Annotated in this window: 25 protein-coding genes; 18 read left to right on the top strand and 7 right to left on the bottom strand. The window is 64.5% G+C overall.

The window, feature by feature from the left end; translation table 11 throughout:
- Positions 1–202 precede the first annotated feature (202 nt).
- Entirely contained in the window at positions 203–754 is a 552-nt protein-coding gene (locus MTX23_RS33335; RefSeq protein WP_280974305.1) for a hypothetical protein, read from the bottom strand.
- Positions 755–1,148: 394 nt separating this feature from the next.
- On the opposite strand from MTX23_RS33335, the gene MTX23_RS33330 reads away from it, so the two are divergent.
- The 5 genes from MTX23_RS33330 (at position 1,149) to MTX23_RS33310 (ending at position 5,952) form a co-directional block, all read left to right on the top strand.
- A complete protein-coding gene (locus MTX23_RS33330) occupies positions 1,149–2,321 on the top strand; it encodes an ABC transporter substrate-binding protein (RefSeq protein WP_280974304.1) in 1,173 nt (390 codons plus the stop codon).
- A 261-nt stretch (positions 2,322–2,582) separates the two neighbouring features.
- Entirely contained in the window at positions 2,583–3,500 is a 918-nt protein-coding gene (locus tag MTX23_RS33325; RefSeq protein WP_280974303.1) for a branched-chain amino acid ABC transporter permease, read from the top strand.
- On the top strand, positions 3,497–4,444 hold the full coding sequence (locus MTX23_RS33320) for a branched-chain amino acid ABC transporter permease (protein ID WP_280974302.1): 948 nt from the start codon (positions 3,497–3,499) through the stop codon (positions 4,442–4,444). The genes MTX23_RS33325 and MTX23_RS33320 overlap by 4 nt, the downstream gene beginning before the upstream one ends.
- A gap of 4 nt (positions 4,445–4,448) precedes the next feature.
- On the top strand, positions 4,449–5,216 hold the full coding sequence (locus tag MTX23_RS33315; RefSeq protein ID WP_280978306.1) for an ABC transporter ATP-binding protein: 768 nt from the start codon (positions 4,449–4,451) through the stop codon (positions 5,214–5,216).
- Positions 5,209–5,952 carry an ABC transporter ATP-binding protein gene (locus tag MTX23_RS33310; RefSeq protein ID WP_280974301.1) on the top strand — a complete coding sequence of 248 codons (744 nt, stop codon included), beginning with the start codon at positions 5,209–5,211 and terminating at the stop codon, positions 5,950–5,952. The genes MTX23_RS33315 and MTX23_RS33310 overlap by 8 nt, the downstream gene beginning before the upstream one ends.
- 100 nt (positions 5,953–6,052) lie before the next feature.
- Here MTX23_RS33310 and MTX23_RS33305 read toward each other — a convergent pair.
- The 3 genes from MTX23_RS33305 to MTX23_RS33295 form a co-directional block, all read right to left on the bottom strand.
- Positions 6,053–7,119 (bottom strand): IS630 family transposase gene (locus MTX23_RS33305; protein ID WP_280971795.1). Its coding sequence is split into 2 segments (ribosomal slippage): positions 6,053–6,633 and positions 6,633–7,119, totalling 1,068 coding nucleotides; the frame shifts between segments, so codons are not numbered across the junction.
- 137 nt (positions 7,120–7,256) lie between these two features.
- A complete protein-coding gene (locus MTX23_RS33300; protein WP_280974300.1) occupies positions 7,257–8,693 on the bottom strand; it encodes a glutamine synthetase family protein in 1,437 nt (478 codons plus the stop codon).
- A gap of 196 nt (positions 8,694–8,889) precedes the next feature.
- Entirely contained in the window at positions 8,890–10,248 is a 1,359-nt protein-coding gene (locus MTX23_RS33295; protein ID WP_280974299.1) for an aromatic ring-hydroxylating dioxygenase subunit alpha, read from the bottom strand.
- Positions 10,249–10,359: 111 nt separating this feature from the next.
- Between MTX23_RS33295 and MTX23_RS33290 the strand changes: the two genes are divergently transcribed.
- Positions 10,360–11,145 (top strand): IclR family transcriptional regulator C-terminal domain-containing protein, encoded by a 786-nt coding sequence (locus tag MTX23_RS33290; RefSeq protein WP_280974298.1) that lies wholly within the window; start codon positions 10,360–10,362, stop codon positions 11,143–11,145.
- A gap of 6 nt (positions 11,146–11,151) precedes the next feature.
- On the opposite strand, the gene MTX23_RS33285 is transcribed toward MTX23_RS33290, so the two are convergent.
- Positions 11,152–12,060 carry a helix-turn-helix transcriptional regulator gene (locus MTX23_RS33285; protein WP_280974297.1) on the bottom strand — a complete coding sequence of 303 codons (909 nt, stop codon included), beginning with the start codon at positions 12,058–12,060 and terminating at the stop codon, positions 11,152–11,154.
- Between the two features lie 145 nt (positions 12,061–12,205).
- On the opposite strand from MTX23_RS33285, the gene MTX23_RS33280 reads away from it, so the two are divergent.
- The 5 genes from MTX23_RS33280 to MTX23_RS33260 all read left to right on the top strand — a co-directional run bounded on the left by MTX23_RS33280 (position 12,206) and on the right by MTX23_RS33260 (position 19,201).
- Positions 12,206–13,729, top strand: a complete 1,524-nt coding sequence (locus MTX23_RS33280; protein ID WP_280974296.1) for a benzoate-CoA ligase family protein — start codon at positions 12,206–12,208, stop codon at positions 13,727–13,729.
- 114 nt (positions 13,730–13,843) lie between these two features.
- A complete protein-coding gene (locus tag MTX23_RS33275) occupies positions 13,844–14,653 on the top strand; it encodes an alpha/beta hydrolase (protein WP_280974295.1) in 810 nt (269 codons plus the stop codon).
- Positions 14,654–14,903: 250 nt separating this feature from the next.
- Positions 14,904–16,592, top strand: coding sequence for a 2,3-epoxybenzoyl-CoA dihydrolase (gene boxC / locus MTX23_RS33270; RefSeq protein WP_280974294.1), 1,689 nt, complete (start codon positions 14,904–14,906; stop codon positions 16,590–16,592).
- A 68-nt stretch (positions 16,593–16,660) separates the two neighbouring features.
- Entirely contained in the window at positions 16,661–18,112 is a 1,452-nt protein-coding gene (boxB, locus tag MTX23_RS33265; RefSeq protein WP_280974293.1) for a benzoyl-CoA 2,3-epoxidase subunit BoxB, read from the top strand.
- A gap of 249 nt (positions 18,113–18,361) precedes the next feature.
- Positions 18,362–19,201, top strand: coding sequence for an alpha/beta hydrolase (locus MTX23_RS33260; RefSeq protein ID WP_280974292.1), 840 nt, complete (start codon positions 18,362–18,364; stop codon positions 19,199–19,201).
- Between the two features lie 145 nt (positions 19,202–19,346).
- On the opposite strand, the gene MTX23_RS33255 is transcribed toward MTX23_RS33260, so the two are convergent.
- Positions 19,347–20,147, bottom strand: a complete 801-nt coding sequence (locus MTX23_RS33255) for an SDR family NAD(P)-dependent oxidoreductase (protein ID WP_280974291.1) — start codon at positions 20,145–20,147, stop codon at positions 19,347–19,349.
- Positions 20,148–20,247: 100 nt separating this feature from the next.
- Complete coding sequence (locus tag MTX23_RS33250) at positions 20,248–21,306, bottom strand: polysaccharide deacetylase family protein (RefSeq protein WP_280974290.1); 1,059 nt, start codon at positions 21,304–21,306, stop codon at positions 20,248–20,250.
- A 169-nt stretch (positions 21,307–21,475) separates the two neighbouring features.
- On the opposite strand from MTX23_RS33250, the gene MTX23_RS33245 reads away from it, so the two are divergent.
- The 7 genes from MTX23_RS33245 to MTX23_RS33215 all read left to right on the top strand — a co-directional run bounded on the left by MTX23_RS33245 (position 21,476) and on the right by MTX23_RS33215 (position 26,835).
- Complete coding sequence (locus MTX23_RS33245; protein ID WP_280974289.1) at positions 21,476–22,870, top strand: OmpA family protein; 1,395 nt, start codon at positions 21,476–21,478, stop codon at positions 22,868–22,870.
- Between the two features lie 2 nt (positions 22,871–22,872).
- A complete protein-coding gene (locus MTX23_RS33240; protein WP_280974288.1) occupies positions 22,873–23,169 on the top strand; it encodes a hypothetical protein in 297 nt (98 codons plus the stop codon).
- 108 nt (positions 23,170–23,277) lie between these two features.
- Complete coding sequence (locus MTX23_RS33235; protein WP_280974287.1) at positions 23,278–23,868, top strand: TetR/AcrR family transcriptional regulator; 591 nt, start codon at positions 23,278–23,280, stop codon at positions 23,866–23,868.
- Positions 23,865–24,773 carry a haloalkane dehalogenase gene (locus MTX23_RS33230; protein ID WP_280974286.1) on the top strand — a complete coding sequence of 303 codons (909 nt, stop codon included), beginning with the start codon at positions 23,865–23,867 and terminating at the stop codon, positions 24,771–24,773. Before MTX23_RS33235 ends, MTX23_RS33230 begins: the two co-directional genes overlap by 4 nt.
- A gap of 18 nt (positions 24,774–24,791) precedes the next feature.
- Positions 24,792–25,019, top strand: a complete 228-nt coding sequence (locus tag MTX23_RS33225) for an Rdx family protein (protein WP_280974285.1) — start codon at positions 24,792–24,794, stop codon at positions 25,017–25,019.
- A gap of 2 nt (positions 25,020–25,021) precedes the next feature.
- Positions 25,022–25,483, top strand: coding sequence for a GNAT family N-acetyltransferase (locus MTX23_RS33220; RefSeq protein ID WP_280974284.1), 462 nt, complete (start codon positions 25,022–25,024; stop codon positions 25,481–25,483).
- A gap of 293 nt (positions 25,484–25,776) precedes the next feature.
- Positions 25,777–26,835, top strand: a complete 1,059-nt coding sequence (locus MTX23_RS33215) for a lysylphosphatidylglycerol synthase domain-containing protein (RefSeq protein ID WP_280974283.1) — start codon at positions 25,777–25,779, stop codon at positions 26,833–26,835.
- Positions 26,836–26,866: the final 31 nt, after the last annotated feature.

The raw sequence follows: 26,866 nt of genomic DNA, 5'->3' as shown, positions 1-26,866 counted from the left end.
CTGCAGGTGCGTCCCTAACACGCCAATCACTGAGTTGCCCGACGTGGCAAGCCCCTCACGTAAAAATATTTCTGTTTTCCAGAAGTTCAGAACGAAGTGCAAAGTTCGGACGCAACGCGCCGCGAGAACGCGAGATGCATACTCTCATCGCTTCAAGATGACGGTTCAGACATCTTTCGCAAGGACGCCGGTGAAGATCGGCCTACTTCGCTTTGCCGCCGAATTCGCCATTGGCGATGCGCGCGATGCGGTTGGTGGCTGCGGCTGGCGCACCGTTGCTGCGCCGGAAGTCGTCCATTGTCCCGCCCTGGTCGCGCGGCAGCGGCGAGGACGCTTCGGAATAGCCGCCCGGCCAGACGAACAGGACCAGCATGAGGGCGGCATTGATGAGCCCGCCAACCAGCGTTCCAGTGAACTGCGGATTGATCGCCCATTCCGGATATCTGCTTGCGATCACCCGGTCGATCACGACCAGCGCAATCCAAGCCACCATCAGGCACACCGGATCCCATCCAATGTCGCGGACCCGCATCGACTGCAGCATGAAGGCGATGGCAAGCGCGGCAAAAAAGGTGATCTGCATCGGGCCGCTGCTGGCGGCCTGTATCAGCAGCACGTCGGTCCTGCCGCTTCCCGGCGTCGTGCCGGTGACCCCATAGGCCAGCAGCACAAGGCCGGCTCCGAGCACGGAGGTGCAGAGCAAGAAAGGCACCCGGCTGATCCGGGCGTTGAAGCCGAACAGGTAACCCAGCATGTGACGCGTCCCTTTCGGCCGACGGTTGCCTCGGACTGCTTTCCGGACCGTGAAGGTGCGGCGGCCCCGCCGATGCGTGGTTTCCGATCGCTTTACCGAATGCATCAATTCTGCTGCAGTGCGTCACGGGAGGTGGGCGCTGCGACAATAGTTGCCCTCGCAACCGGCATTATAATTCTTGCCACGGTTGGCTTGGACGAATTATGGTGCAAGGTGCTCGGGTATGCGCCGAAGGTTCTAAATGGGGTCATCGGTTCGTGCTTGCTGCACACGCGCGATTTCGCGCACAAAAACAAAACATGTCGCCGGGAACGGCGCGCCAAGCGCGGCCCGCAAGGTCAGGGCTAAAGCCCGGTCCGGCGGGACGTTCATCTGGTTGAGGAGGGGAGTGAATATGAACAAGGCATTTTGGCTGGCAGGCGCCATGGCCATGGCGCTGGCGCAGCCGGCGATCGCGGCCGACACCATCAAGATCGGATTTGTCTCGACCTTCAGCGGCCCGACCGCCGTAATCGGCAATGACATGCGCAATTCCTTCGAATTGGCGCTCGACCACATGGGTCGCAAGATGGACGGCAAGCCGGTCGAGGTGATCTACGAGGACGACCAGCAGAAGCCTGACATCGGCAAGCAGAAGACCGAGAAGCTGGTGCAGTCGGACAAAGTCGATTTCATCGTCGGCTACATCTGGTCGAACGTGCTGCTGGCCTCGCTGAAGACCGCGGTCGATTCCAAGACCTTCCTGATCTCCGCCAACGCCGGTCCGTCGCAACTCGCCGGCGAATTGTGCTCGCCCTACGTGTTCTCGACCTCCTGGCAGAACGACCAGACGCCCGCCGCGATGGGCCTCTACATGAACCAGAAGGGCGTCAAGTCGGTGTTCCTGATCGGCCCGAACTACGCCGCCGGCAAGGACATGCTCGCCGGGGTGAAGAGCACCTTCAAGGGCAAGGTGGTCGGCGAGGAATATACGGTGTGGCCGAGCCAGCTCGACTTCTCCGCCGAGCTGACCAAGGCACGCAACTCGGGCGCGGAATCGATATTCGTGTTCTATCCCGGTGCGGCCGGCGTCCAGTTTCTGAATCAGTACGTCCAGGCCGGCATCAAGCAGCAGATCCCGCTCTACACCGCGTTCACCGTCGACGAATTGTCGCTGCCGCTGCAGAAGGACAATGCGATCGGCATTCCGGGCGCGCAGGAATGGGTCAACGACCTGCCGAACGAGCAGAACAAGAAATTCGTCGCGGACTATCGCAAGAAGTACACCGGCCTGCGCCCGACCTATTACGGCGCCCAGGCCTATGACGCCGCCCAGCTCATCAACAGCGCCGTCGTCGCGGTGAAGGGCGACCTCACCAAGAAGGACGCGATGAAGGCCGAGATGGAAAAGGCCAACTTCAAGTCGCTGCGCGGTCCGTTCAAGTACGGCAACAACCACATCCCGATTCAGAACTTCTATCTGCAGGACGTGGTCAAGGACGCCGACGGCCAGCTCTCGCTGAAGACGGTCGCGACCATCGTCAAGGACAACCAGGATCAGTTCCACGACAAGTGTCCGATGAAGTAGCTCTTGGGCAATTTTGGCCCGACCCTTGCTTTTCATTCACCTCGCCCCGCTCTTGCGGGGAGAGGTCGATCGCGAGGCAATCGGGTGAGGGGTTCTTTCCGCAAATTCGACCCGTGGAGACAGCCCCTCACCCCAACCCTCTCAGGGCGAGCTCTGCTCGTCCTGGCCCCGCAAGCGCAGGGCGAGGGAGAACCCGCAACGTGCGATGCGGCGGCGCATGCGCGCTGCCGCTGTTTTGTTTCAGCCCGATGTGAAACGTCCATGTATCTCGTCGTCGAACAACTCCTGAACGGCCTGCAATTCGGCCTCCTGCTGTTCCTGCTGGCGGCCGGCCTGACGCTGGTGTTCGGCATCATGGACTTCGTCAATCTGGCGCACGGCTCGCTCTATATGATGGGCGCCTATTTCGCCGCGACCTTCGTGGCCTGGACCGGCAGCTTCGTGCTCGGCGCGCTGATGGCGCTCGGCGCCAGCCTGCTGCTCGGCGTCGTGCTCGAATATGTCGCGCTGAGACACCTCTATGGCCGCGACCACCTCGACCAGGTGCTCGCGACCTTCGGCCTGATCCTGTTCTTCAACGATGCCGTGCGGCTGATCTGGGGCCCGGCCGGCCTCGCGCTGCCGCTGCCGGCCTGGCTGACTGTGCCGGTGCAGATCATTCCCGGCGTGTACTATCCGGCCTATCGCCTGCTGATCATCACGGTCGCGCTGGCGGTTGCCGCGCTGCTCTATCTCGTCGTGATGCGCACCCGCGTCGGCATGCTGATCCGTGCCGGCGCCTCGAACCGCGAGATGATCGGCGCGCTCGGCATCAACATCAAGCTGCTGTTCACGCTGGTGTTCGGGCTTGGTGCCGCGCTGGCCGGCCTCGCCGGGCTGATGCAGGCGCCGATCCTCACCGTGCAGATCGGCATGGGCGAGAACATCCTGATCCTCGCCTTCGTCATCATCGTGATCGGCGGCATCGGCTCGATCCGCGGCGCGTTCCTGGCGGCGATCTTTGTCGGCATGATCGATACGCTCGGCCGCGCCTTCCTGCCGGACCTCTTGCGCAAGGTCCTGAGCGGCGCTGCGGCCTCGACCGCGGCGCCGGCGCTGTCCTCGATGCTGATCTACCTCCTGATGGCGATCGTGCTGGTCGTCCGGCCGGAGGGGCTGTTTCCGGCCGCCAAGCGATGATGCCCAAGCTCAACGTCCCCGGCGCCGTCGCGGCGCTCCTCTGCGTCGCCCTCGCCCTGCTGCCGGTCTATTCGGCCGTGTCAGGCAATATCTTCATCCTCACGCTGTTCACCCGCATCGTGATCTTCGCGCTCGCCGCCGCGAGCCTGAACCTGATCATGGGCTATGGCGGCATGATGAGCTTCGGCCACGCCGCCTATCTCGGCATTGGCGGCTACGCGGTCGGCATCCTTGCCGCCGAGGGCATCGGCTCCGGCTTCATCCAATGGCCGGCGGCGCTGGCGGTCTCGGCGCTGTTTGCTCTGGTGATCGGCGCGCTCTCTTTGCGCACCCGCGGCGTCTACTTCATCATGATCACGCTGGCCTTCGCGCAGATGGCCTATTACGTTGCCTCCGGCCTGTCGCGCTACGGCGGCGACGACGGTCTTACCATCTACAAGCGCAGCGATTTCGCCGGCCTGATCAACCTGTCTGATCGCACGCAGTTCTACTATCTCTGCCTCGCCTGTCTGTTCGGCGGCCTCTATTTGATCTGGCGCATCGTCAATTCGCGCTTCGGCCTGGTGGTGCAAGGCGTCCGCTCCAACGAGCAGCGCATGCAGGCGATCGGCTTCCATGCCAACCGCTACCGCCTGGTCTGCTTCGTCATCGCGGGCACCATCTGCGGACTCTCCGGCGCGCTGCTCGCCAACAACACCGACTTCGTCAGCCCGGCGGTGATGTACTGGACCCGCTCCGGCGATCTCATGGTGATGGTGATCCTGGGCGGCATGGGCTCGCTGTTCGGCCCGGTGCTCGGCGCCATCGTCTACCTGGTGCTGGAGGAACTGCTGTCGCAGTTCACCGAATATTCGGGGCTGATCCTGGGCCCGGTGCTGCTCTTGATCGTGCTGTTCGCGCGCGGCGGCATCATGGGCCTGCTCGGGAGGATGAGGCGTGACTGATTCCCTGGCTGATCCCTTGCTTCGCGTCGACAATCTGGTGCGCCGCTTCGGCGGCATCACCGCGACCGACAACCTCTCGATGGAGGTTCAGCCGGGCGAGCTGCACGCCATCATCGGCCCCAACGGCGCCGGCAAGACCACGCTAATCAGCCAGCTCACCGGGCAGTTGATGCCGAATTCCGGCACCATCCAGTTCGGCGGCCGCGACGTCACGCGGCTGCCGTCCTACAGGCGCAGCCGGCTCGGGCTGGCGCGCTCGTTCCAGATCACCTCGCTGCTCAAGGACTTCTCGGCGATCGACAATGTCGCGCTCGCAGCGCAGGCCCATGACGGCCACTCCTTCCGCTTCTGGGGCAATGCGCGGAAAGAGCGGCATTTGCGCGAGGCGGCGCGCGCCGCGCTGGAGCGCGTCGGCCTCGGCAAGCGCGCCAATGTCGTGGTCTCGAAACTGAGCCATGGCGAGCAGCGCGAGCTCGAGCTGGCGGTCGCGCTCGCCACCAGGCCGCAGCTCCTGCTGCTGGACGAACCGATGGCCGGCCTCGGCGTCACCGAATCCGCGCGGATGGTCGCGCTGCTCAAGGAGCTGCGCAAGGAAGTGACCATCGTGCTGGTCGAGCACGACATGGAGGCGGTGTTCGCGCTCGCCGACCGCATCACGGTGCTGGTCTACGGTCGCGTCATTGCCTGCGACGTGCCCGATGCGATCCGCAAGCACGACGAGGTCAAGCGCGCCTATCTCGGCGAACAGCATGCGGTGACGCGCCATGGCTGAGACCAAAATGGCCGACACCAAAACGGCTGAGACCCTGCTTGACGTCGACGCGATCGAGACCTGCTACGGCCTGAGCCAGGTGCTGTTCGGCCTGTCGTTACAGATCAAGGCGGGCGAGATGGTTGCGCTGATGGGCCGCAACGGCATGGGCAAGACCACGACCATCCGTTCGATCATGGGCCTGACGCCGGCGCGCGCCGGCGCCATCCGCTTTGCCGGCGAGCAGGTGCGGGGTTTGCCGTCCTACAAGATCGCGAAGCTCGGCATCGGGCTCGTGCCCGAGGGACGCCAGATCTTCCCGAATCTCACCGTGCGCGAAAATCTTGTCGCCGCGTCGGGCAACCGCCTGGGCGCATCCGATCCGTGGACGCTGGAGAAGATCCACGCGCTGTTCCCTCGCCTCGCCGAGCGCGGCAGCAATATGGGCGTCACGCTCTCGGGCGGCGAGCAGCAAATGCTTGCGATCGGTCGCGCGCTGATGACGAACCCGAAACTCCTGATCCTCGACGAGGCGACCGAGGGCCTCGCGCCGCTGATCCGCGACGAGATCTGGAGCTGCCTGTCGATGCTGAAGGGGCAGGGGCAGTCGGTGCTGGTGATCGACAAGAACGTCGAGAACCTCGCCCGCATCGCCGACCGCCACTACATCATCGAGCGCGGCAGGACGGTGTGGAGCGGCACATCGGAGCAGCTCATCGTGGAGCAGGATCTGCAGCACAAGTATCTGGGGATTTGAGGAGCCATCAATGAACTCGTCATTCCGGGGCGATGCGAAGCATCGAACCCGGAATCTCGAGATTTCCGGATGCGCAATTGCGCATCTGATACCAATGGCCCTAAGGATTGACTGTTGCCCAAGTGCGGCTTGTGATTGAGGCGATGCGACCTGGATCATTTGCGAAGAAGTTCCAGGCTTCGCAGGTCTTGGCGACGATATCGTCGTAGTCGTCGAAGACGGTGATGGCGAGCTTGTTGGCGCGCAGGTACTGCCAGACGTTTTCAATCGGATTGAGCTCGGGCGCATAAGGCGGCAGCTGTAACAGAGTGATATTTTCCGGAGCTCGGACGGTGCCGGCACTGTGATAGCCGGCGCCGTCGAAGACGAGAACGGCATGTGCGTCGGGTGCAACTTTGCGGCTGATTGCCTCCAAATGCAGTGACGTCGCCTCTGCATTTGCCGTCGGCATGACAAGACCCGCGGCGACGCCCCGTTGAGGACAGGCGGCACCGAAGAGATAAGCCCAATCGTAACGTCGATCGCGCGGCGCGCGAGGCCGTGAGCCACGCTTGGCCCACACGCGTGTCAGCGTGCCCTGCTGGCCGATCCGCGCCTCGTCCTGGAACCAGATTTCGATCGGCTTGCCTTGGGCGTGAGCGGGGAGCGTTGTCGTGAGGGTCGTAGCAAAGTTTTTTTGAACGCTTCCTGAGCCGCTTCATCGGCTTGCGGATGGCGCGGCCGCACCGAGAGCCGGCGGTACCCGAGCTTGGCCAGAACCTTGCCGACCGAACGTTCGTGCAGTTTGACGCCAAACCGCCGCTCAAGCTCGTCGCGCAAATCCACCCGCCGCCAACGTACGACCCCATGCTGCTCAGGATCGGGACCGGCCTCGACCAACGCGGCCAATTCGGCCTGCTGCTCTGTCGTCAGCCGCGACCGCGGTCCCGTCGGTTTGCGCGACCGCAGTCCCGCCAAGCCTTCGGCGTTATAACGATGCACCCAGTCCCGCAGGGTCTGACGATCCATCCCGCAACTTTCGGCTGCCTTCTTGCGGTCCGCGCCCTCCAGCACAAGCGCAAGCGCCAATATCCGCCGCGCTACCGTACTATTCTTCTCTCTGCGCGCCGCCTTCCGAAGCTCGCCCGCGGTCAAATCAAGCCGCGTAATCGCTACCGCTGCCCCCATCGATATTGCTCCTGTCTACGCAGCAACATCGATTCAGAAACTCACTGATTTGGAAATCCCAAATGTGAGTCAAATCCGGGGGCCGTTGGTATGAGGTCTGGTCCTTCGGACCATCCCGGAATGACGGAATCGCGAGATCAAAACATCTCGAAATATTCGCGATGTTCCCAGTCGGAGACTTCGGCCTGAAACCGCTCGATCTCGGCATTCTTGATGTGGACGTAATAGTCGACGAACTCCGGCCCCAGCGCCTGGCGGAAGAACGGATCGTCGTGGAGCGCAAACACCGCTTCGCGCAGCGACTTCGGCAGCAGCGCGGCCTTGGTCTCGTAGGGCGTATCCGCCGACGGGCCGGGATCGAGCGTGCGGTCGACGCCGTCGAGACCGGAGAGGATCTGGCTCGCCATATAGAGGTAGGGGTTGGCGGCCGGCTCGCCGATCCGGTTTTCCAGCCGCGTCGCCGCATCATTCGCGCCGCCGAGCACGCGGATCATCACGCCGCGGTTGTCGCGGCCCCAGATCGCGCGATCGGGCGCCAGCGAATAGGAGCGGTAGCGCTTGTAGCCGTTGATGGTCGGCGTCGTGAACACCGTCGAGGCCCGCGCATGCGCAATCAGGCCGGCGAGATAGGCACGGCCGAGCGGGCTCAGCGGCTCGCCAGCCTCCTTAGCCATGAAGGCGTTCTCACCCGTGGCGCGCGACACCAGCGATTGGTGCAGGTGCCAGCCGCTGGCAAACACGTTCGGCAGTTTCGGCCGGCACATGAAGGTGGCGTGATAGCCGTGGCGCCGCGCGATCTGCTTCACCGCGGAGCGGAACAGCACCATGGTGTCGGCGGGCGCGAGCCCGACCGTCGGCTGGAAGGTGAACTCGCACTGGCTCGGGCCGAACTCGACCTCGACCGAGCGCAGCGGCAGGCCGAGCGCGACGATGTCGCGGCGGATGATCTCGAGCGCCGGCTCCATCAGGTCGTAGCGCTGCTCGGTGAGATACTGATAGCCCTGCGACAACAGGCTCACCGACGGCGGCCTGCCGGGTTGGCCGGCATCCTCCGGCGCCACGTGGGCGTCGTCGAGCTTGAACAGATGGAATTCGACCTCGAGCCCGGCCACGAAGTCGTAGCCGCGGCTCGCGAGCTGATCGAGCACCTCGCGATAGAGATTGCGGGTGGCGAACGGCACCGGCCGTCCGTCGCTGAAATAGAGGTCGCACAGCAGCCAGCCGGTGTTGGGCGCCCACGGCAGCACGCGGAACGTGGTGGGGTCGGCGACCATCAGCACGTCGGCCGCGCCCTCCATCTCCTTCATGCCGAAGCCGCCGCCGGCGGTGAACACCGGGAACACCGTCTTGTGCGAGGTGTCCTTGGCCAGCATCGTCGTGGTGATCGAGCAGCCGCCTTCGAGCGAGCGCACGGCTTCGCTGGCGATCAGCGTCTTGCCGCGCAGGATGCCGTGCTGGTCGGGAAACGACAGCCTGATGACTTCGAGGTTCTTCTCCTCGACGATGCGGCGGAGGCGGTGTGCGGCCTCCTTCTGCTCGTTCGACCACAGGCCGTGGCGCTCGACGAAGCTCACAGCGTCACTCCTTCCATTCTCCCTCTCCCCGCTCTTCGCGGGGAGAGGGTTGGGGTGAGGGGCTCTCTCCGCCGCTTCGATTCGTCGATAGACCAGTACCCCGTTACCCGGATCGCATCTAGCGATGCGATCCGACCTCTCCCCGCAAGCGGGGCGAGGTGAAGCAAGCAGCGGTGACGCACCATTGAATTCGCCATCACTCGGCCGCCGTCAGATGATGCACCTTGCCGGCGATCTCGCGCGGCACGGGCGCGGCCCACGGCGCGCCGCGGCGCCGCTTGACGTCGACCTCCATCCAGTAGAGCTCCCAGCCCTGTGTCGGCCCGATGCCGTCCATCGTCGCCGGGCCCTGGATGCTGCGCGCGGTGGCGTCGTCGAGGAACAGCATCGGCTTCTCGCCGCCCGCAACCTTCTCGATCTCCTGCCGCAGCAGCCGGCGATACTGCACGATCGCCTTGTCGCTCTGGCCGAGATGCTCGTTGGTGCGATCCTGGATCGGGCCCATCGATTCCACCGCCCACTGGTCGTGGACGTTGATGTCGGTACCCATGCCGGTATAGGTCGCGGTCGCCTGCTCGTGCGGGTCGAAGCCGTAGTCGTTGGTCTTGTTCTTGCGCGACTTGTAGTCCGGCAGCTCGTAGAGCTCGAGCCGCTGGTCGCGCATCTTGTGCTTGTCGACCGGTGTCGAGTAGCTGGTGAAGATCGCGTACCAGTAGCAGTTCTCGTCGTCGACTGGCACGTGCCACTGCGTGATCGTCATCTCCGTCGACATCGGAATGACGAAGCCGTGCGGGAACAGCTGGTTGGTGACGCGCACATGGGTGCGCTCGTCATCAAGCTCGCGCAGCGCGATCAGGCGCAGGCCGTATTCGGTGTGCTCGACATTGATGATCGGCCGATCATATTCGCGCAGGATCTTGGTCATCGGCATGTCGCTGCCGGCCGAGGCGCCGCGAAACTGCTTGCCGTAGGCGGCCGAGGTATCCTCGTCCTCGAAGAAGCGATGCAGATAGGAGGCGTGCGCCGGGTCGATGCCGACCTCGAGCGCCTGCAGCCAGTTGCAGTTCATGTGGCCCTTGAAGGCGAAGGTGTGGCTGTCGGGTGCGACGAAGCAGTCGAGCTCCGGAAACGCCGGCGGCTCGCCTTCGCCGAGCCAGGCCCACAGGATGCCGCTCTTCTCGACCACCGGATAGGAGCGTTGCCTGATGCCCTTGCAGAGCTGCGATCCAACAGGCTCGGCCGGCGTCTCGATGCATTGACCGGTGACGTCGAATAGCCAGCCATGGAAGGCGCAGCGCAGGCCGCCATTCTCCAGCCGGCCGAACGCGAGGTCGGCGCCGCGATGCGCGCAGTGGCGATCGATCAGCCCGTAGCGGCCGTCCTCGCCGCGAAACAGCACCAGATTCTCGCCGAGCAGCCGGACCGGGCGCACCGGGCGCGGGCCCTGCAACTCGTCCACGAGCGCCGCCGGCTGCCAGTACATCCGCATCAGTCTGCCGCACGGGTCCTTAGCCCCCGTGCGGGTGATCAGGTCGTTCTGTTCCTGGCTCATCATGGCGGCGTCTCCCAAGATTGGATTTGTTCGCCTATTGAACGGATGTGCGAATTATGCCATGTCTGGTTCGGACAGCAAGTCCAATTTTTGAACCGTTCAAAGCCGGAACCGATGCCAAAGCTGAAGCGGACCGATCAGGACGAGCGTGCTACCGACTTCGTCGAAAGCCTCGATCGCGGCCTGCGTCTGTTGCAGGTGTTCGGCACCGTCAGTGGCCCGGCGACACTGAGCGATCTCGCACGCGCCGCCGATCTGCCGCGCGCCACCGCACGGCGCATCCTGTTCACGCTTGCGCATGGCGGGTTCGTTGCGACCGACGGCAAGTTGTTCACGCTGACGCCGCATGTGCTGACGCTCGCCGGCTCCTATCTGCAATCGAACCAAGTGGTGACGGTATTGCAGCCGGTGCTCGATCGCATCGCGACAGCGGCGCAGGAGATCAGTTCGCTCGCGCTTCTCGACGGCGACGACGTCGTGTTCGTGGCGCGCTCAAGCCCGACGCGGGTGTTCTCCGGCGGTCTCGATATCGGCTATCGCCTGCCGGCGTTCTGCACCTCCGTGGGGCGCGCGATGCTCGGCCGGCTCGGCGATAGCGAACTCGCGACCCGGCTGAAGGCGATGCGCCGCGAGTCCGTGACGCCGCAGACCGTGACCGATCCGAAGCGGCTGCTCGCCACCATCATCGCCGATCGCGAGCAAGGCTATTCGCTGGTCGACCGCGAGGCCGAACCGCATTTCCGTTCGATCTCGGTGCCGGTGCGCCGCTACGACGGCACCATCGTCGCTGCCATCAACATGGGCGCACATGTTGACCGCGTGCCAAGGCAGGAGTTGATCGACCGTTTCCTGCCGCTGCTGCGCGACGGCGCGGAGGATGTGAAGAGCCGGCTGCTCTGAGGCGGATTACAGCGCCACGCTGCGCAGGCCGAACGAGCGCGCCTCGTTCTGTAGCACCGGTCGCACCGAGTCGATCAGCCGCGCTGCGGCGGCATCAACCGAGAGGCCGGCGGTGTCGACCACCGCCGACGCGCGCGCGTAGAGCGGCTCGCGGCTGACCAGGATGTTGCGGAGCTCCGCCATCGCGGAGCGGTCGTCGGCCATCGGGCGCAAATCGCCCTGGCGGCGGACGCGGGCCATGTGCTCTTCGGGCTCGGCCTTGAGCCAGATCGTGTAGAACGACGACAGGATCAGGTCGAAGGTGAGCGGCTCGGAGACGATGCCCCCGCCGGTCGCCAGCACCATCAACTCCTTGCGCGCCAGCAGCTGGGTCAGCGCCGCCTGCTCCATGCGGCGAAAGCCTTCCTGGCCGTAGAGTGCGATGATCTCGGCGACGGAGAGGCCATTCTGTGCCTCGATCTCCTTGTTGAGCTCGACGAAGCTCCAGCCGATCTTCTTCGCCAGCATCCTCCCCAGCGTGGTCTTGCCGGCGCCGCGCAGACCGATCAGCGCAATGCCGGAGAACGACGCGCGCCGCGGCGCCGACGGGCTGCCGCCGGCGAGGATGTCCTTGGCCTGCGCGATCTGGTTCGGCGAAGCTTTCCGCAGGAGATCGCGGATCACCGCCCAGTCGGGCACCGGCTCGCTCGACGGGATCAGGTCTTCGAGATGCGCGCCCATTGCGCCTGCGACGCGGCGCAGCAGCACGATCGAGACATTGCCTTTGCCGCTCTCGAGCTGGGCGATGTAGCGTTCGGAAATGCCTGAGACCTTGGCGAGCACCTTGCGCGACATGCCGCGCAGGGCACGCATCGTGCGCACCCGCTGGCCGAGCTGTTCGAGGAAGCCGGTTTCCGGATCGTTATCCTGGGTCATGATCCTCGTGCGACGCGCGCGGGTTTTCGGAAACATAGTGCCGATGAGGATTGACAGCAAGCCGATGTAGTGGCTTTGTATGAATTATAATTCTTAAATTCACAGGAGAGGGAAGCGTGGCGCGTCTGGGTCCGAGGAGCGGGGCATGACTTACAACGCGGTGACCTGGCTGCTCGACCGCAACGTCGATGAAGGCCGCGGCAACAAGGTCGTCTTCGACGACACCGTATCGAGGCTCACCTATGGCGAGCTGCAGCAACAGACCCGCCGGCTCGGTAACATGCTGCGCCGGCTCGGCGTCCGCCGCGAGGAGCGGGTCGCGATGATCATGCTGGATACGGTCGATTTTCCGATCGTGTTCCTGGGCGCGATCCGCGCCGGCGTGGTGCCGGTGCCGCTGAACACACTGCTGACCGCAGAGCAATATGCCTACATCCTCGGCGATTGCCGCGCGCGCGTGTTGTTCGTCTCCGAGGCGCTGTTGCCGGTCGTGCAGGACGTGATCGGGCGGATGCCCGATCTCGAGCACGTCGTGGTCTCGGGCCAGGACGCGCACGGCCACAAAAAGCTCTCCGACGAGCTCGCGCGCGAGAGCGACACGTTCGCGACCGCGCCGACGCATGCCGACGAACCGGCGTTCTGGCTCTATTCGTCGGGCTCGACCGGCATGCCGAAGGGCGTGCGCCATCTGCATTCCAACCTCGCCGCGACGGCGGAGACGTATGCGAAGCAGGTGCTCGGCATTCGCGAGGACGATGTCGGCCTGTCGGCGGCGAAGCTGTTCTTCGCCTATGGTCTCGGCAATGCGCTGACCTTCCCGATGTCGGTTGGCGCCACCACGGTGCTGAATTCGGAGCGCCCGACGCCTGCCGTGATGTTCGCGCTGATGAACAAGTATCACCCCAGCATCTTCTTCGGCGTGCCGACACTGTTCGCGGCGATGCTGAACGACGAGGCGACGAAGGCGCAGCGTGGCGGCGATCGCCTGCGCATCTGCACCTCCGCGGGCGAGGCGTTGCCGGAATCGGTCGGCAATGCCTGGAAGTCGCGCTTCGGGGTCGACATCCTCGACGGCGTCGGTTCGACCGAGCTGTTGCACATCTTCCTCTCGAACGCGCCCGGCGACATCAAATACGGCACCTCCGGCCGTCCGGTGCCCGGCTACGAGGTGCGGCTGGTCAACGAGCTGGGTGCCGAGGTGGCTGACGGCGAGGTCGGCGAGCTCCTGGTCGATGCGCCCTCGGCCGGCGAGGGTTACTGGAACCAGCGCGGCAAGAGCCGCTCGACCTTCGAAGGGGCGTGGACCCGCACCGGCGACAAATATGTCCGCGACGCCGAGGGCCGTTACACCTTCTGCGGCCGCGCCGACGACATGTTCAAGGTCTCGGGCATCTGGGTCTCGCCGTTCGAGGTCGAGAGCGCGCTGATCACCCATCCTTCGGTGCTGGAAGCCGCCGTCGTGCCGGAAGCCGATCCCGAGGGGCTCTTGAAGCCGAAGGCGTTCGTGGTGCTGCGCCCCGGCAGCTCGACCGATGGGCTGCACGAGGCGCTCAAGGAGCACGTCAAGCAGAAGATCGGTCCATGGAAATATCCGCGCTGGATCGATGTCGTCGACAGCCTGCCGAAGACGGCCACGGGCAAGATCCAGCGGTTCAAGTTGCGGCACTGACGGCGAGCGTAGCACCGTCATTCCGGGGCCTGCGAAAGCGAGAACCAGGAATCTCGAGATTCCCGATTGGCTCGCTTCGCGATCCGTCCGGAATGACTGAGGAGAGAATTCGGCATGACGAATCTTGCACCAACCGGCTTCCTCACCATCGACGGCGCCGATCTCGAATACCGCATGATTGGCCCAATGCCTGATGCAGCACCCACCCTCGTGATGCTGCATGAAGGGCTCGGCTCGGTCGGCCTGTGGGGCGATTTCCCGGAGAAGCTGCAGGCTGCGACCGGCGCCGGCGTGTTCGTCTTTTCCCGTGCGGGTTATGGCGCGTCGAGCCCGGTCAAGCTGCCGCGCCTGGTCGAGTACATGCACATCGAAGCGCTGGAGGTGCTGCCGAAGCTGCTCGATCAGATCGGCTTCCGCCGCGGCTTGCTGGTCGGCCATTCCGACGGCGCGTCGATCGCGGCGATCTATGCCGGCTCGCGTCAGGATCATCGCCTGCACGGGATCGCACTGCTCGCGCCGCATTTCATCGTCGAGGACATCTCGGTGAAATCGATCGCCGAGATCAAGACGGCCTATGAGACCACCAACCTGAAAGAGAAGCTCGCGCGCTGGCACAAGGATGTCGACAACGCGTTCTACGGTTGGAACGGCGCCTGGCTCGATCCGAAATTCCGCGACTGGGATATTTCCGACTACCTCGCCTATATCCGTGTGCCCGTGCTGATCGTGCAGGGCGTGGACGATCAATACGGCACGATGCGCCAGGTCGAGATCGCCAGCGACGAGTGCTACTGCCCGGTCGATGTCGCGGTTATCGAAGGCGCCGGCCACTCGCCGCACCGCGAGGCGCCTGCGGTGACGTTGCAGACAGTCACCGAATTCGCCAAGGCGGCGCTCCGCGACGACCAGACGCTGGCGGCGTGAGAGGTTGCGAATGTATCCATCCCCGCGAGCGATAGCGACGAAGCAATCCATCGCTCCGTACGTGCGGACGATGGATCAGGCCATCCTGACGTCCATCATCCGTTTAGGTCATTGGCCGATCGTGTGGTTCCGTGAACATGAAACAAAATGCATGTTTTCTCATTTTGAACTAGACTACGTCGGAAACATGCATTATTGTGCATATCGCTGAACCGACAAAGTCAAACAACCAACGTTGAAGGGTGGCCCAATGGCTGGCGACGATCGCGCTCTCGCAGGCGGGGCGAAATACATCGATTTCCAGACCGAGCCGTCGCGCTACCGGCATTGGAAGCTGGACGTGCAGGGCGACGTCGCGACGCTGACCATGGACGTGGACGAGAACGCCGGCCTGTTCGAGGGCTATCAGCTCAAGCTGAATTCCTACGACCTCGGCGTCGACATCGAGCTGGCGGACGCCGTGCAGCGGCTGCGCTTCGAGCACCCCGAGGTGAAGGTCGTGGTGATGCGCTCGGGCAAGAACCGCGTGTTCTGCGCCGGCGCCAACATCCGGATGCTGGCGGGCTCGACCCACGCCCACAAGGTCAACTTCTGCAAATTCACCAATGAGACCCGCAACGGCCTGGAGGACTCCAGCGAGAATTCCGGCCAGAGCTTCATCACCGTCGTCAACGGCACCGCGGCCGGCGGCGGCTACGAGCTTGCGCTCGCGACCGACCACATCATGATGGCCGATGACGGCGCGGCCGCGGTCGCGCTGCCGGAGGTGCCGCTGCTCGCGGTGCTGCCGGGCACCGGCGGGCTCACCCGCGTGGTCGACAAGCGCAAGGTGCGCCGGGACCATGCCGATTTCTTCTGCACCATCGAGGAAGGCATCAAGGGCAAGCGTGCGGTCGCCTGGCGCCTGGTCGACGAGATCGCGCCGAATTCCAAGCTCGAGGGCAAGCTCGCCGAGCGCGTCAAGGAATTTGCCGCGAAGTCGAAGCGCAACGGCGCTGGCCCTGGCATCGTGCTGACCCCGCTCAAGCGGATCATCGACGACAGCGCGATCCGCTATGGCTTCGTCAGCGTCGATATCGATCGCGCGGCACGGATCGCCACGATCTCGATCAAGGCGCCGGAAGCGGCGCCGCCGGCAAACATCGACGGCATGATCGCGCAAGGCGCGTCGTTCTGGCCGCTGCAGGTCGCGCGCGAGCTCGACGATGCGATCCTCCATCTGCGCCTCAACGAGCTCGGGATCGCGATGCTGGTTTTCAAGAGCCATGGCGATGCCGCCAACGTCGTCGCTTATGACGGATTCCTCGAGGCCAACAAGGCGCACTGGCTGGTCAACGAGATCAGGCATTACTGGAAGCGCGTGCTGAAGCGCATCGACGTTACCTCGCGCACGCTGGTGACGCTGGTCGAGCCCGGCTCCTGCTTCGTCGGGACGCTGGCCGAGCTCGTGTTCGCCGCCGACCGCTCCTACATGCTGATCGGCCGGAAGCAGGGCGACAACCGCGCCCCGCCGACCATCGAACTCACCGCGATGAATTTCGGGCCGTATCCGATGAGCCATGGCCTGACCCGGCTGCAGTCGCGCTTCCAGGCCGATCCATCCGATCTGGAGCGCGCGCAGGCGTCGATCGGCAAGGCGCTCGATGCCGAGGAGGCCGAGGAGCTCGGTCTCGTCACCTTCGCGCTCGACGACATCGACTGGGACGACGAGGTGCGCGTGTTTTTCGAGGAACGCACCTCGTTCTCGCCCGACGGCCTCACCGGCATGGAAGCCAATCTGCGCTTCGTCGGGCCGGAGACCATGGAATCGAAGATCTTCTCGCGCCTCACGGCGTGGCAGAACTGGATCTTCCAGCGGCCGAACGCGGTCGGTGAAGAGGGCGCGCTGCGCCGCTACGGCACCGGCCAGAAGGCGCAATTCGACATGACGAGAGTGTAAAGGCGAATAGCCATTCGCTACTCGCCATTCGCGAAAAACGAATTTGGTCCAACGCGGGAGAACTCCCAATGAACGTCAACATCATGAACGTCGATTACTCGACCAAGATTCCGAACAACGTGAATCTCGCCGAGGACCGCCAGGTGCTCAAGGCGCTGGAGGGCTGGCACCCCGGCTACATGGACTGGTGGAGCGACATGGGCCCGGACGGCTTTCAGGAATCGCTCGTCTATCTGCGCACCGCCTATTCGGTCGATCCGCGCGGCTGGGCCAAGTTCGATTACGTGCGCATGCCTGAATATCGCTGGGGCATCCTGCTGGCGCCGCAGGAAGAGAACCGCGTGATTCCGTTCGGCGAGAACTACGGCAAGCCGGCCTGGCAGGAGGTGCCCGGCGAGCATCGCGCGCTGCTCCGTCGCCTGATCGTGATCCAGGGCGACACCGAGCCGGCGTCGGTCGAGCAGCAGCGCCATCTCGGCAAGACCGCGCCCTCGCTCTACGACATGCGCAATTTGTTCCAGGTCAATGTCGAGGAAGGCCGCCATCTCTGGGCGATGGTCTACCTCTTGCAGAAGTATTTCGGCCGCGACGGCCGCGAGGAAGCGGATGATTTGCTGCGCCGCCGCTCGGGTGACGCGGATTCACCGCGCATGCTCGGCGCCTTCAACGAGGCGACGCCGGACTGGCTCTCGTTCTTCATGTTCACCTACTTCACCGATCGCGACGGCAAGATGCAGCTGCATTCGCTCGCGCAGTCGGGATTCGATCCGCTGTCGCGCACCTGCCGCTTCATGCTGACGGAAGAAGCCCATCACATGTTCGTCGGCGAGACCGGCATCACCCGCGTCGTGCAGCGCACCTGCGATGCGATGAAGGAAGCCGGCATCACCGATCCGACCGACATCGCCAAGGTCCGCGCGCTCGGCGTGATCGACCTGCCGACGATCCAGAAGAAGCTGAACCTGCACTATTCGCTGTCGCTCGACCTGTTTGGCTCGGAAGTGTCGACCAACGCAGCGAACGCCTTCAATGCCGGCATCAAGGGCCGCTACAAGGAAACCACGATCGACGACGATCATCAGCTCAAGAGCTCGACCTATCCGGTCATGAAGCTGGTCGATGGCCAGATCAAGATGGTCGATGAGCCGGCGCTGACCGCGCTCAACATGCGCCTGCGCGACGACTACACGCAGGATTGTGTCAAGGGCATGCTGCGCTGGAACAAGGTGATCTCGACCGCGGGCTATGACTACAAGCTCACGGTGCCGAACACCGCCTTCCACCGCCAGATCGGCGAGTTCAAGGACGTTCATGCGACGCCCGACGGCCTCCTGATCGACGATGCCACCTGGGCCAAGCGCAAGAACGAGTGGCTGCCGTCGAGCGAGGACGGTGAGTTCATCGCCTCGCTGATGAAGCCCGTGACCGAGCCCGGCCAGTTCGCGTCCTGGATCTCGCCGCCGAAGGTCGGCATCGACAACAAGCCCGGCGATTTCGAGTATGTGAGGATCGAGAGCTGATCACCTGAGGGTTCTCTCTCCTCCCGGAGAGAGCAGGAGAGGGGCGAGCCGAGAGGTCCCTGGCTTGCCCCTTTTCTTTGTCGAGAGCAGTACGCTTGTGGCCAGACGACATGGCCACCGGCACGCGAAGCGCGGCGTGACGGCGTGAGGCGCGTCCCATCTTGACAAGCGCCACGCGTTCGCGCCGAAATCCAAACGCGATGGGCCGCGACGACAGGCGTCGCGGTTCCGGAATTCGGCGGTGCCATCATGAGTGAAGAAGCTTTTCCTGGCCCGGACCTGCGTCCGCTCAAGCTTCAGATCGGCGGGCAAACGATCGCCGGCTTCGAGAGCCCGGGCACCGGCCGCCATATCCTGCTTGTCCACGGCAATTCGTCGTCATCCCGGATATGGCAGAAGCAACTCCAGGGACCGCTCGGCGCCAAATACCGGCTGGTTGCGATCGACCTCCCGGGGCATGGCGCATCGTCGCCCGCGCCCAATCCGGAGCATGGCTATTCGGGCGAAGGCTACGCCGCTTGCCTTGCAGCCGTCGCACGCGAAATCGGCCTGAAGGATGCGGTGGTCGTGGGCTGGAGCCTCGGCGGGCATACGGTGCTCAATGCAGCCGCGTCGCTGCCGATGGCGGCCGGGCTGATGATCTTCGGCACGCCGCCCGTTGCCAAGACGCCGGACGGATTTTCCGGCTTCAAGGGATTGTCGGCCACCACCTTCACGCCGGCGCCGAGCGATGCCGAGATCGAGGAGTGGATGCAATCGGCCTTTGCGCCGGGCTATTCGCCGCGTCCGTCCTTTTTTGAAGCCGATTTTCGTCGCACCGACGGTAACGCACGCGGCTATCTCGGCGCCAGCGTGCAGGCCGGCCGCTTCGCGGACGAAGTCGAGATCGTGCGCAACCTGAAAATCCCGCTCGCGATCGTGCAGGGCAGCGAAGAACAGCTCGTCGATCTCGGCTATCTGCAGCGGCTGTCCGCTCCGACGCTGTGGCGCGGAGAGGTCCACGTGATCGAAGGCGCCGGCCACACCACGCAATGGGAGAAGGCGGAAGCCTTCAATCGCACCCTCGACGCATTCGCGTCGAGCCTTTGAGTGCGGCCAGCAAGGCCTGTCGTCACCCGCGAATGCGGGTGACGACAGTATTCCAGAGACAGAGCAGGAATCGAGAGGCCGCGGCGTACTGGATGCCCCGGTCAAGCCGGGGCATGAGAGTGAGGTTGTGGTCGACCGCTCGCTCCTACCCGGCGATCTCGGCGCCGGCATTCGCATAGACCACGCCGCCGTCGACCGCGATCGTGGCTCCGACGACATAGTCGCCGGCACGCGAGGCGAGATAGATCGCAACCCCCGCCATATCCTCGTCGGTCCCGACCCGCCGCGCCGGAACGCGCTTGGCGACGTCCTCGGCGTGGTCGCGCGCGGCCCGGTTCATGTCCGACTTGAATGCGCCCGGCGCAATCGCGGTGACGTTGACATGGTCCTTGATCAGCCTGGTCGCCATGCGTCGCGTTAGATGGATGACCGCAGCCTTGCTCGCTGCATATGAATAGGTTTCCATCGGATTGACGAAGATGCCGTCGATCGAGGCGATGTTGATCACCTTGGCCGGCTGCGCCGCGCTGGCCGCGGCACGCAGCGGTTTCGCCAGCGCCTTGGTCAGGAAGAACAGCGACTTGACGTTGAGGTTCATCACCTTGTCCCAGCCGCTCTCGGGAAATTCGTCGAAATCCGCGCCCCACGCCGCGCCGGCATTGTTGACGAGGATGTCGAGCTTCGGCTCCAGCTTGATGATTTCGCCGGCGAGTTTTTCGCAGCCCTCGATCGTCGAGATGTCGATCGGCAGCGCGATGCATTCGCCGTCATAGGCGGCCGACAGCTCCTTGGCGGTGGCTTCGCAGGGACCCGCCTTGCGCGCGGTGATGTAGACCCTGGCCGCGCCCTGCGCGAGGAAGCCGGCTGCGATCATCTTGCCGATGCCGCGCGATCCGCCGGTCACCAATGCGACGCGGCCGTTGAGCGAGAACAGATCCTTGAACATGCGTTCCTCCGTTGCGTGGCCTGTGGTTCTGGGCGCAGCCGGGGATCGAGTCAAGGAAGCTGAATACCTTCTCCCACAAGGGGAGAAGGGAAGCGGAGAGCTAAGCCGCGTCGATGCGGCGGAAGCCGTTCCACACCGCCGTGGCGGCGCCGGAGGTCAGGACCGGCAGCAGGCGCGCCTCCTGGTAATTACCGTTCAGCGAGACCCGCTGCAGGGCGGTCAGATGATCGGCGCTTTCGGCGAACAGCATGCCCGGCCGCGTCGTCACCGCGGTCCGGAATCCGATCGCCTTGGCGAGCGCGAATTCGCGCTGTCCGGCGGCCGTCCTGTCGCCGTAGGGATAGGCGAGATGGAGCGCCGGCCGCTGCAATGCGTCCTCGATCCGCGCACGGCTGGTTGCGAGCTCGAACGATGCGATCGTCTCGCTTTGCTTGGCGAGATTGCAATGGCTGACGGTGTGCGCGCCGATCGTGACCAGCGGATCGTCGGCAAATTTGCGCAACTCATCCCAGGACAGGCAGAGCTCGCGCGCGATGGTGGTTTCGTCGACACCGTGGCGGATGCAGAGCGCGGAGATTTCGCGCTGCACGTCGCGTTCGCCCGGCAGCGCGCGCAGCCAGTCGTGGATGCGGTCGAACGCCGCCTGCTTGGCCTGCGCAGTGGAGGTATCGAGGCGCGTCATGCTGCCGCCGATCGGCACCTCGATGGCGGACGCCGCTGATATCAGCCGCTCCAGCGCGATCCACCACGGCCGGCCGGAGCCGTCGGCGAAATCGCTAGTGACGTAGACGGTCAGCGGTGCGTCGAACTCGCGCATGACAGGCAATGCGAAATCCCGGTTGTCGCGATAGCCGTCGTCGAAGGTGAAGCAGGCGAAGCGCCGCGCGAAGTTCCGCTCGGTGAGGCGACGATGAGCTTCGTCGATGCTGATGACGTCGACGTCGAGCGCGCGCAGATGCGTCAGCATCGCGCGCAGGAAGTCCGGTTCAACCTCGAGATGGTGATTCGGCTGGAACGCGTCGCCGCGCCGCGGGCGAACGTGGTGCAGCATGAAGATGGCGCCGACGCCGGCGAAGATCGGCCGCAGCAGGACGTGCGCGCCGGAAAAATACAGTGCCTCCAGCCCGGCGCGGATCACGGTGTTGCGAAGCTGCTTCATGAGGGCGCGGGCGGGCGGATTTGCATTCCGCCGCAAACTTAGCGAAAGACCACTGAAGAAACTGTTAGCCCGATCGGAACAAGGCGGCTCTGCCCGGGGGTGCGATTTGGGGTTTGACAGTCAGCCAAGGGTTTGTTTTCTCTCTGATTCCCGAGCCGCAGGACCCTGAATGCACGGACTTTTCAAGTGGAGTAGCAAATGGTGGCCGGGGGTGATTCCGCTGGTCATCTTTTGGGGCATTGCAGCCTGGACCAGCACGGCGACGGTCGAAGCCGATCTTGCTGCGCGCTCTAACGCCGCACTCAAGGAGACCGTCCTCGACAAGCGCCGCATCAGCGTCGACGGCCGCGACGTGACGTTTGCCGCCAATGCGTTTTCCGAGGATGGCCGCCTCAGTGCGGTGGCATCGGTCGAAGCGGTGCCCGGTGTACGGCTGGTGAACGACGAAACCCGCCTTGTTGCCGAAGCCAAGCCGTATGTCTGGTCCGCCGAGCGCGATGTTGGCCGGGTGACGCTCGGCGGCAATGCGCCGCTGCCATCGAGCAAGGGCAAGCTGGTGGAGGCCGCGAAGGCCCATCTCGGCGGCGTCGAAGTGGCGGATCAGATGGCACTCGCCCGCGGCGCGCCGTCGCGGTTCGACGCTGCCGCGCTGCTGTTGCTCGACCAGATCGGCAAGCTGAAGGACGGCAAGATCACGCTGACCGACACCAAGGTCAGTCTCGCCGGCATGGCGCGCGAACTCGGCGGCCGCGAGGCGATCGCGGGGGCGCTGAAGAATCTTCCGGAGGGCTATTCGATCGCCGCCAACGACATCAAGGCCCCGCCTTACGTGTTCCAGGCCTACAAGGATCCGGTCGCCCTGACGCTGACGCTGACCGGCTACGTTCCGGACAACACCACGCATGCGGCGCTGATCGCTGCCGCCGGCCGCAATTTCTTCAGCGAGAAGGTCGTTGACAATCTGAAGGCCAGCCTCGGCGCGCCGTCCGGCTTTGCCGCTGCCGTGGTGCCTGCGCTCGGCGCGCTGTCGCGGCTGTCGACGGGAACGCTGGTGGTGTCCGACCGCGAGGTGAAGCTGTCGGGCGATGCGCTCTATGACGCCGCCGCCGGCCAGATCCGCAGCGGGCTGGGCAAGGAGTTTCCGCAAGGCTGGCAGTACAAGGCCGAGGTCACGGTCAAGCCGCCATCGGCGCCGGTCGACGCCTCGGTGTGCCAGCAATTGTTCGCCGACATCCTGGTGAAGGGGCGGATCCGCTTCGAGTCGGGCAAGGCCGACATCGTGCCCGATTCCGTAGGCCTGCTCGATCGCCTGATCGAGACGGCGATGCGTTGCCCGACGACCAATATCGAGATCGCCGGTCATACCGACAGCGACGGCGATGAAGCCGCCAATCAGGCGCTGTCGGAAAAGCGTGCGCAGGCAGTGGTGGATTATCTTGTCCGCGCCGGATTGCCGGCCAACCGCTTCACCGCGGTCGGTTTCGGCAGCACGCAGCCGGTGGCGGGCAACGACACCGAAGACGGCAAGGCGCAGAACCGGCGCATCGAATTCGTGGTGAAATAGCGATGATCGCAGTCGCAACATTCTTCTGGGGCTGGCTGCTGGCGGCACTGCTGCTCGGCTTCGGCATGGGCTGGATCGCCGTGGTGCATCGGGCGCGGGGCGTCTCGAAGGCCTTGATCGGCTGGCTGTCCGTGCTCGCCGTCGCGCTGGTTGCCGCGTCGTTCACCCACATCGTGCCCGGCCGCTTCGGCTATTGGCTCGATCTCTTCCTGGTCATGTTCGCGCTCTATCTCTGCGGCTGCGCCGTCGGCTCCTGGCTGCGTGACTGGGTGGTTTCGCGCAGCAAGCCCGCGAACTGACCTCCAACCCCTTGATCCATCGGGCCTGAGCGGCGCCGCCATGCAAGGCGCGAGCCGCGAACATTTTGCAGTTGACGATTAATACGTACGTACGTATTAATTTCGGTCATGCCAAAACCCTCTCTCCGCGATGCCATCCTCGACGCCGGCCTGAAGGCCATGTTCCGCACTGGCTATCACGGCACCAGCGTGCGCGACGTCACCGCCGCCGCCGGCGCACCGCAGGGCTCGTTCACCAACCATTTCCGCTCGAAGGAGCTGTTCGCGTCCGAAGTGCTCGACCGCTACTTCCTCTACGTGCGCGGCCTCGTGGCGGAAGCGCTGGGGGACACGTCGCTGACGGCGCGCGAGCGGCTCAGGCGTTATCTCGATCGCATCACCGGCAAGCTTGCGCATGACGGCTTCACCCGCGGCTGCCTGATCGGCGATTTCAGCCTGGAGGCGTCCGGCTCCAGCGAGATGCTGCGCGAGCAGCTCGACACGATCTTCCGGGAATGGCGCGCGCCGTTTGCCGCCTGCATTGCCGAGGCGCAGGCCAAGGGCGAGATCGCGTCCGATTTCTATCCCGATGAGCTTGCCGATTTCCTGCTCGCATCCTGGCAGGGCGCGATGCTGCGCATGAAGGTCGAACGCAGCGCGGCCGCGCTCACCCGTTTCAAGACGATCGCATTCCAAACCGTGTTCAAGGAGCTGCCATGACCTTAGCTGCCGATATCAGCCTGCATCACCGGCCCATCCGCGGATCCACGATGGCCTATCGCGAAACCGGACGCCGCGACACGCCGCACGTGCTGTTCCTGCACGGCAATCCGACGTCGTCCTACATCTGGCGCAACATCATGCCCCTGGTCGCGCCGGTCGGCCATTGCATCGCGCCCGACCTGATCGGCTACGGCCAGTCCGGCAAGCCGGACATCGCCTACCGCTTCTTCGACCATGCGGACTATCTCGACGCGCTGATCGACGATCTCGGCATCCGCTCGGCCTATCTTGTCGCCCAGGACTGGGGCACCGCGCTGGCGTTTCACCTCGCAGCGCGCCGCCCGGATTTCGTCCGCGGGCTCGCCTTCATGGAGTTCATCCGCCCGATGCGGGACTGGTCGGATTTCCACCAGCATGACGCCGCACGCGAAACGTTCCGCAAGTTCCGCACGCCAGGCGAGGGCGAAGCGATGGTCCTCGATCACAATGCATTCGTCGAGCGCGTGCTGCCGGGCTCGGTCCTGCGCAAGCTCAGCGAGGAGGAGATGGCCGCCTACCGCGCGCCGTTTGCGACCCGCGAGAGCCGCAAGCCGACTTTGATGCTGCCGCGCGAACTGCCGATTGCAGGCGAGCCGGCCGACGTCGACCAGGCGCTCACCGCAGCGCATGCCGCGCTTGCGGTCGCGACCTATCCGAAACTGCTGTTCACAGGGTCTCCCGGCGCCCTGGTGTCGCCGGCCTTCGCCGCCGATTTCGCCGCGACGCTCAAGCATTGCGCGGTCATTCAACTCGGCGCCGGTGCCCACTATCTGCAGGAAGATCATCCGGAGGCGATCGGTTGCTCAGTCGCCGGCTGGATCGCCGGGATCGAGGCCGCCAACGCACAACGCCTCGCAGCATGAACTGATGGAGAGCACGCCATGACCCATATCTCGATCACCTATTGCCGTCCCTGCGGCTACGAGAAGCGTGCCAGGGAGGCCGCCGCGCTCCTGCACGAGCGTCTCGGGCTCGATGCGGAGCTGGTGCCCGGCAAGGGCGGAGTCTTCGAGGTCAAGCTTGACGGCAAGGTCGTCGCCACGCGCACCAAGGGGCATTTCCCCGATGCCGCGGAGATCGTCACCGCCGTGGCTTCGGCGCGGGCATGACGATGAGCGGACCCGCCTCCTCTCCGCTGTCCTGGAGCGACGATCTGTCCGCGATCGACTGGGACGAGCTGTCGGCGCTCTATCGCGTGGCGCCGCTCGGCGATAAGAGCGGCGCCGACCTGAAGCTCGTGTTCGGCAACAGCATGTTTCGCGCCTTCGCCTTCGATGGTGGCCGGCTGGTCGGCGCCGGCCGCGTGCTCGCCGACGGCCGCGATTGCGCCTATCTCTGCGACATCGCCGTACATCCGACCCATCAGGGCCGCGGGCTCGGCAAGGAGATCGTGCAACGGCTGGTCCGCATGTCGGCGAGGCACCGCAAGATCATTCTCTATTCCGTTCCCGGCAGGGAGCCGTTCTATGCGGCCTTCGGCTTTCGTCGCATGACCACGGCGATGGCGATTTTCGAGAATCCGGCCAAGGCGTTTGCCGCCGGCTATCTGTCCGACACCGGACCGCAGTCCTGAGACGCCGCGCCGCAGCGCGCGCCCGCTCTCCGTAGTTTCCCGGAATGCCGCGCGGGCGGCTCGGCGGGCTATCTGACGCACCCGCTCGTCAACCTCTTGTCCATACGGCGGGAAACGCTCAAATTGTCCATGCGCCGTCATGAATCGTCTCTAATATCTTGAAGAAACGCGTTTTATTGTTGTTTGACGAATTCCACTCCCGCTCAAAACGCGCTACAGGGTTCGGGGAACAGCGGAGCGTCGGCGGGGTTCGCCCGGGAGCCGCCGTCGCGGGATCGCAATTCGAGGTCTAGATGCTGGAAACAATACGCAGGGCGATGGCGTTTCTGCGCCAGAAGCAAATCCTGCATAAGCTGGGTGTTGTCATCAGCATCGCCGTTATCGGCATCGCCTGTTACGTTCTCTACCATATGCTGCGCGGCATCGACACCCACGAGGTGATCGAGGCCATCAAGAGCACCGAGCAGCGCCAGATCGTACTGGCGGCGTTGTTCGTCGCAGCAGGCTACTTCACGCTCACCTTCTATGATCTGTTCGCGGTGCGCGCGATCGGCCACTCCCATGTCCCGTATCGCATCAACGCGCTCGCGGCGTTCACCTCCTATTCGATCGGTCACAATGTCGGCGCCAGCGTCTTCACTGGCGGCGCGGTGCGTTATCGCATCTACTCGGCCTGGGGCTTGAATGCGATCGACGTCGCCAAGATCTGCTTCCTCGCCGGTCTCACCTTCTGGCTCGGCAACGCCGCGGTGCTCGGCCTCGGGATCGTCTATCACCCGGAGGCCGCCGCCAACATCGACCAGCTGCCGCCCTGGCTCAATCGCACCCTCGCATTCGCGATCATCACCGCGCTCGTTGCCTATGTGGTCTGGGTCTGGACCCAGCCGCGGGTGGTCGGCCGCGGTCCGTGGACCGTAACCCTGCCGGGCGGGCCGCTGACGCTGCTACAAGTCGCGATCGGCATCCTCGACCTTGGCTTCTGCGCGCTGGCGATGTACGTACTGGTGCCGGACGAGCCGAACCTGGGTTTCGTCGTGGTTGCCGTCATCTTCGTGTCGGCGACCTTGCTGGGCTTCGCCAGCCATTCCCCCGGCGGCCTCGGGGTCTTCGACGCCGCCATGCTGGTCGGCCTCTGGCAGATGGACCGCGAGGACCTGCTTGGCGGGATGCTGCTGTTCCGGCTCCTCTACTATATTGTCCCGTTCGTCATATCTGTAATCTTGCTGACGTTTCGCGAGGTTATTGTCGGCGCCCGACTCAAACAGCTGCCGCAGGCTGATTCGGGGCCCCGCGTCGAGCCGCACCACGAGGCGGTTTTCGTCCGCAAGCGCAGTGCTCCGGCGCCTGATTGAAGCGGCCAGATGGCTCCTTGCGCGACGTCGG

It is taken from the genome of Bradyrhizobium sp. ISRA436 (assembly GCF_029910015.1).
Taxonomy (GTDB): Bacteria; Pseudomonadota; Alphaproteobacteria; order Rhizobiales; family Xanthobacteraceae; genus Bradyrhizobium.
The sequence above is the reverse complement of the archived record's forward strand: the minus strand, read 5'-3'. Positions and strand labels throughout refer to the sequence as shown.

Excerpts from the sequence above, each read along its gene's own strand:
- MTX23_RS33325 (WP_280974303.1), top strand. The coding sequence starts at position 2,583 with ATGTATCTCGTCGTCGAACAACTCCTGAACGGCCTGCAATTCGGCCTC.
- MTX23_RS33225 (WP_280974285.1), top strand. The coding sequence starts at position 24,792 with ATGACCCATATCTCGATCACCTATTGCCGTCCCTGCGGCTACGAGAAG.
- MTX23_RS33330 (WP_280974304.1), top strand. The coding sequence starts at position 1,149 with ATGAACAAGGCATTTTGGCTGGCAGGCGCCATGGCCATGGCGCTGGCG.
- MTX23_RS33275 (WP_280974295.1), top strand. The coding sequence starts at position 13,844 with ATGACGAATCTTGCACCAACCGGCTTCCTCACCATCGACGGCGCCGAT.
- MTX23_RS33240 (WP_280974288.1), top strand. The coding sequence starts at position 22,873 with ATGATCGCAGTCGCAACATTCTTCTGGGGCTGGCTGCTGGCGGCACTG.
- MTX23_RS33260 (WP_280974292.1), top strand. The coding sequence starts at position 18,362 with ATGAGTGAAGAAGCTTTTCCTGGCCCGGACCTGCGTCCGCTCAAGCTT.
- MTX23_RS33220 (WP_280974284.1), top strand. The coding sequence starts at position 25,022 with ATGAGCGGACCCGCCTCCTCTCCGCTGTCCTGGAGCGACGATCTGTCC.
- MTX23_RS33295 (WP_280974299.1), bottom strand. The coding sequence starts at position 10,248 with ATGATGAGCCAGGAACAGAACGACCTGATCACCCGCACGGGGGCTAAG.
- MTX23_RS33255 (WP_280974291.1), bottom strand. The coding sequence starts at position 20,147 with ATGTTCAAGGATCTGTTCTCGCTCAACGGCCGCGTCGCATTGGTGACC.
- MTX23_RS33310 (WP_280974301.1), top strand. The coding sequence starts at position 5,209 with ATGGCTGAGACCAAAATGGCCGACACCAAAACGGCTGAGACCCTGCTT.
- MTX23_RS33230 (WP_280974286.1), top strand. The coding sequence starts at position 23,865 with ATGACCTTAGCTGCCGATATCAGCCTGCATCACCGGCCCATCCGCGGA.
- boxB (WP_280974293.1), top strand. The coding sequence starts at position 16,661 with ATGAACGTCAACATCATGAACGTCGATTACTCGACCAAGATTCCGAAC.
- MTX23_RS33280 (WP_280974296.1), top strand. The coding sequence starts at position 12,206 with ATGACTTACAACGCGGTGACCTGGCTGCTCGACCGCAACGTCGATGAA.
- MTX23_RS33235 (WP_280974287.1), top strand. The coding sequence starts at position 23,278 with ATGCCAAAACCCTCTCTCCGCGATGCCATCCTCGACGCCGGCCTGAAG.
- MTX23_RS33320 (WP_280974302.1), top strand. The coding sequence starts at position 3,497 with ATGATGCCCAAGCTCAACGTCCCCGGCGCCGTCGCGGCGCTCCTCTGC.
- MTX23_RS33245 (WP_280974289.1), top strand. The coding sequence starts at position 21,476 with ATGCACGGACTTTTCAAGTGGAGTAGCAAATGGTGGCCGGGGGTGATT.
- MTX23_RS33285 (WP_280974297.1), bottom strand. The coding sequence starts at position 12,060 with ATGACCCAGGATAACGATCCGGAAACCGGCTTCCTCGAACAGCTCGGC.
- MTX23_RS33250 (WP_280974290.1), bottom strand. The coding sequence starts at position 21,306 with ATGAAGCAGCTTCGCAACACCGTGATCCGCGCCGGGCTGGAGGCACTG.
- boxC (WP_280974294.1), top strand. The coding sequence starts at position 14,904 with ATGGCTGGCGACGATCGCGCTCTCGCAGGCGGGGCGAAATACATCGAT.
- MTX23_RS33290 (WP_280974298.1), top strand. The coding sequence starts at position 10,360 with ATGCCAAAGCTGAAGCGGACCGATCAGGACGAGCGTGCTACCGACTTC.
- MTX23_RS33215 (WP_280974283.1), top strand. The coding sequence starts at position 25,777 with ATGCTGGAAACAATACGCAGGGCGATGGCGTTTCTGCGCCAGAAGCAA.
- MTX23_RS33335 (WP_280974305.1), bottom strand. The coding sequence starts at position 754 with ATGCTGGGTTACCTGTTCGGCTTCAACGCCCGGATCAGCCGGGTGCCT.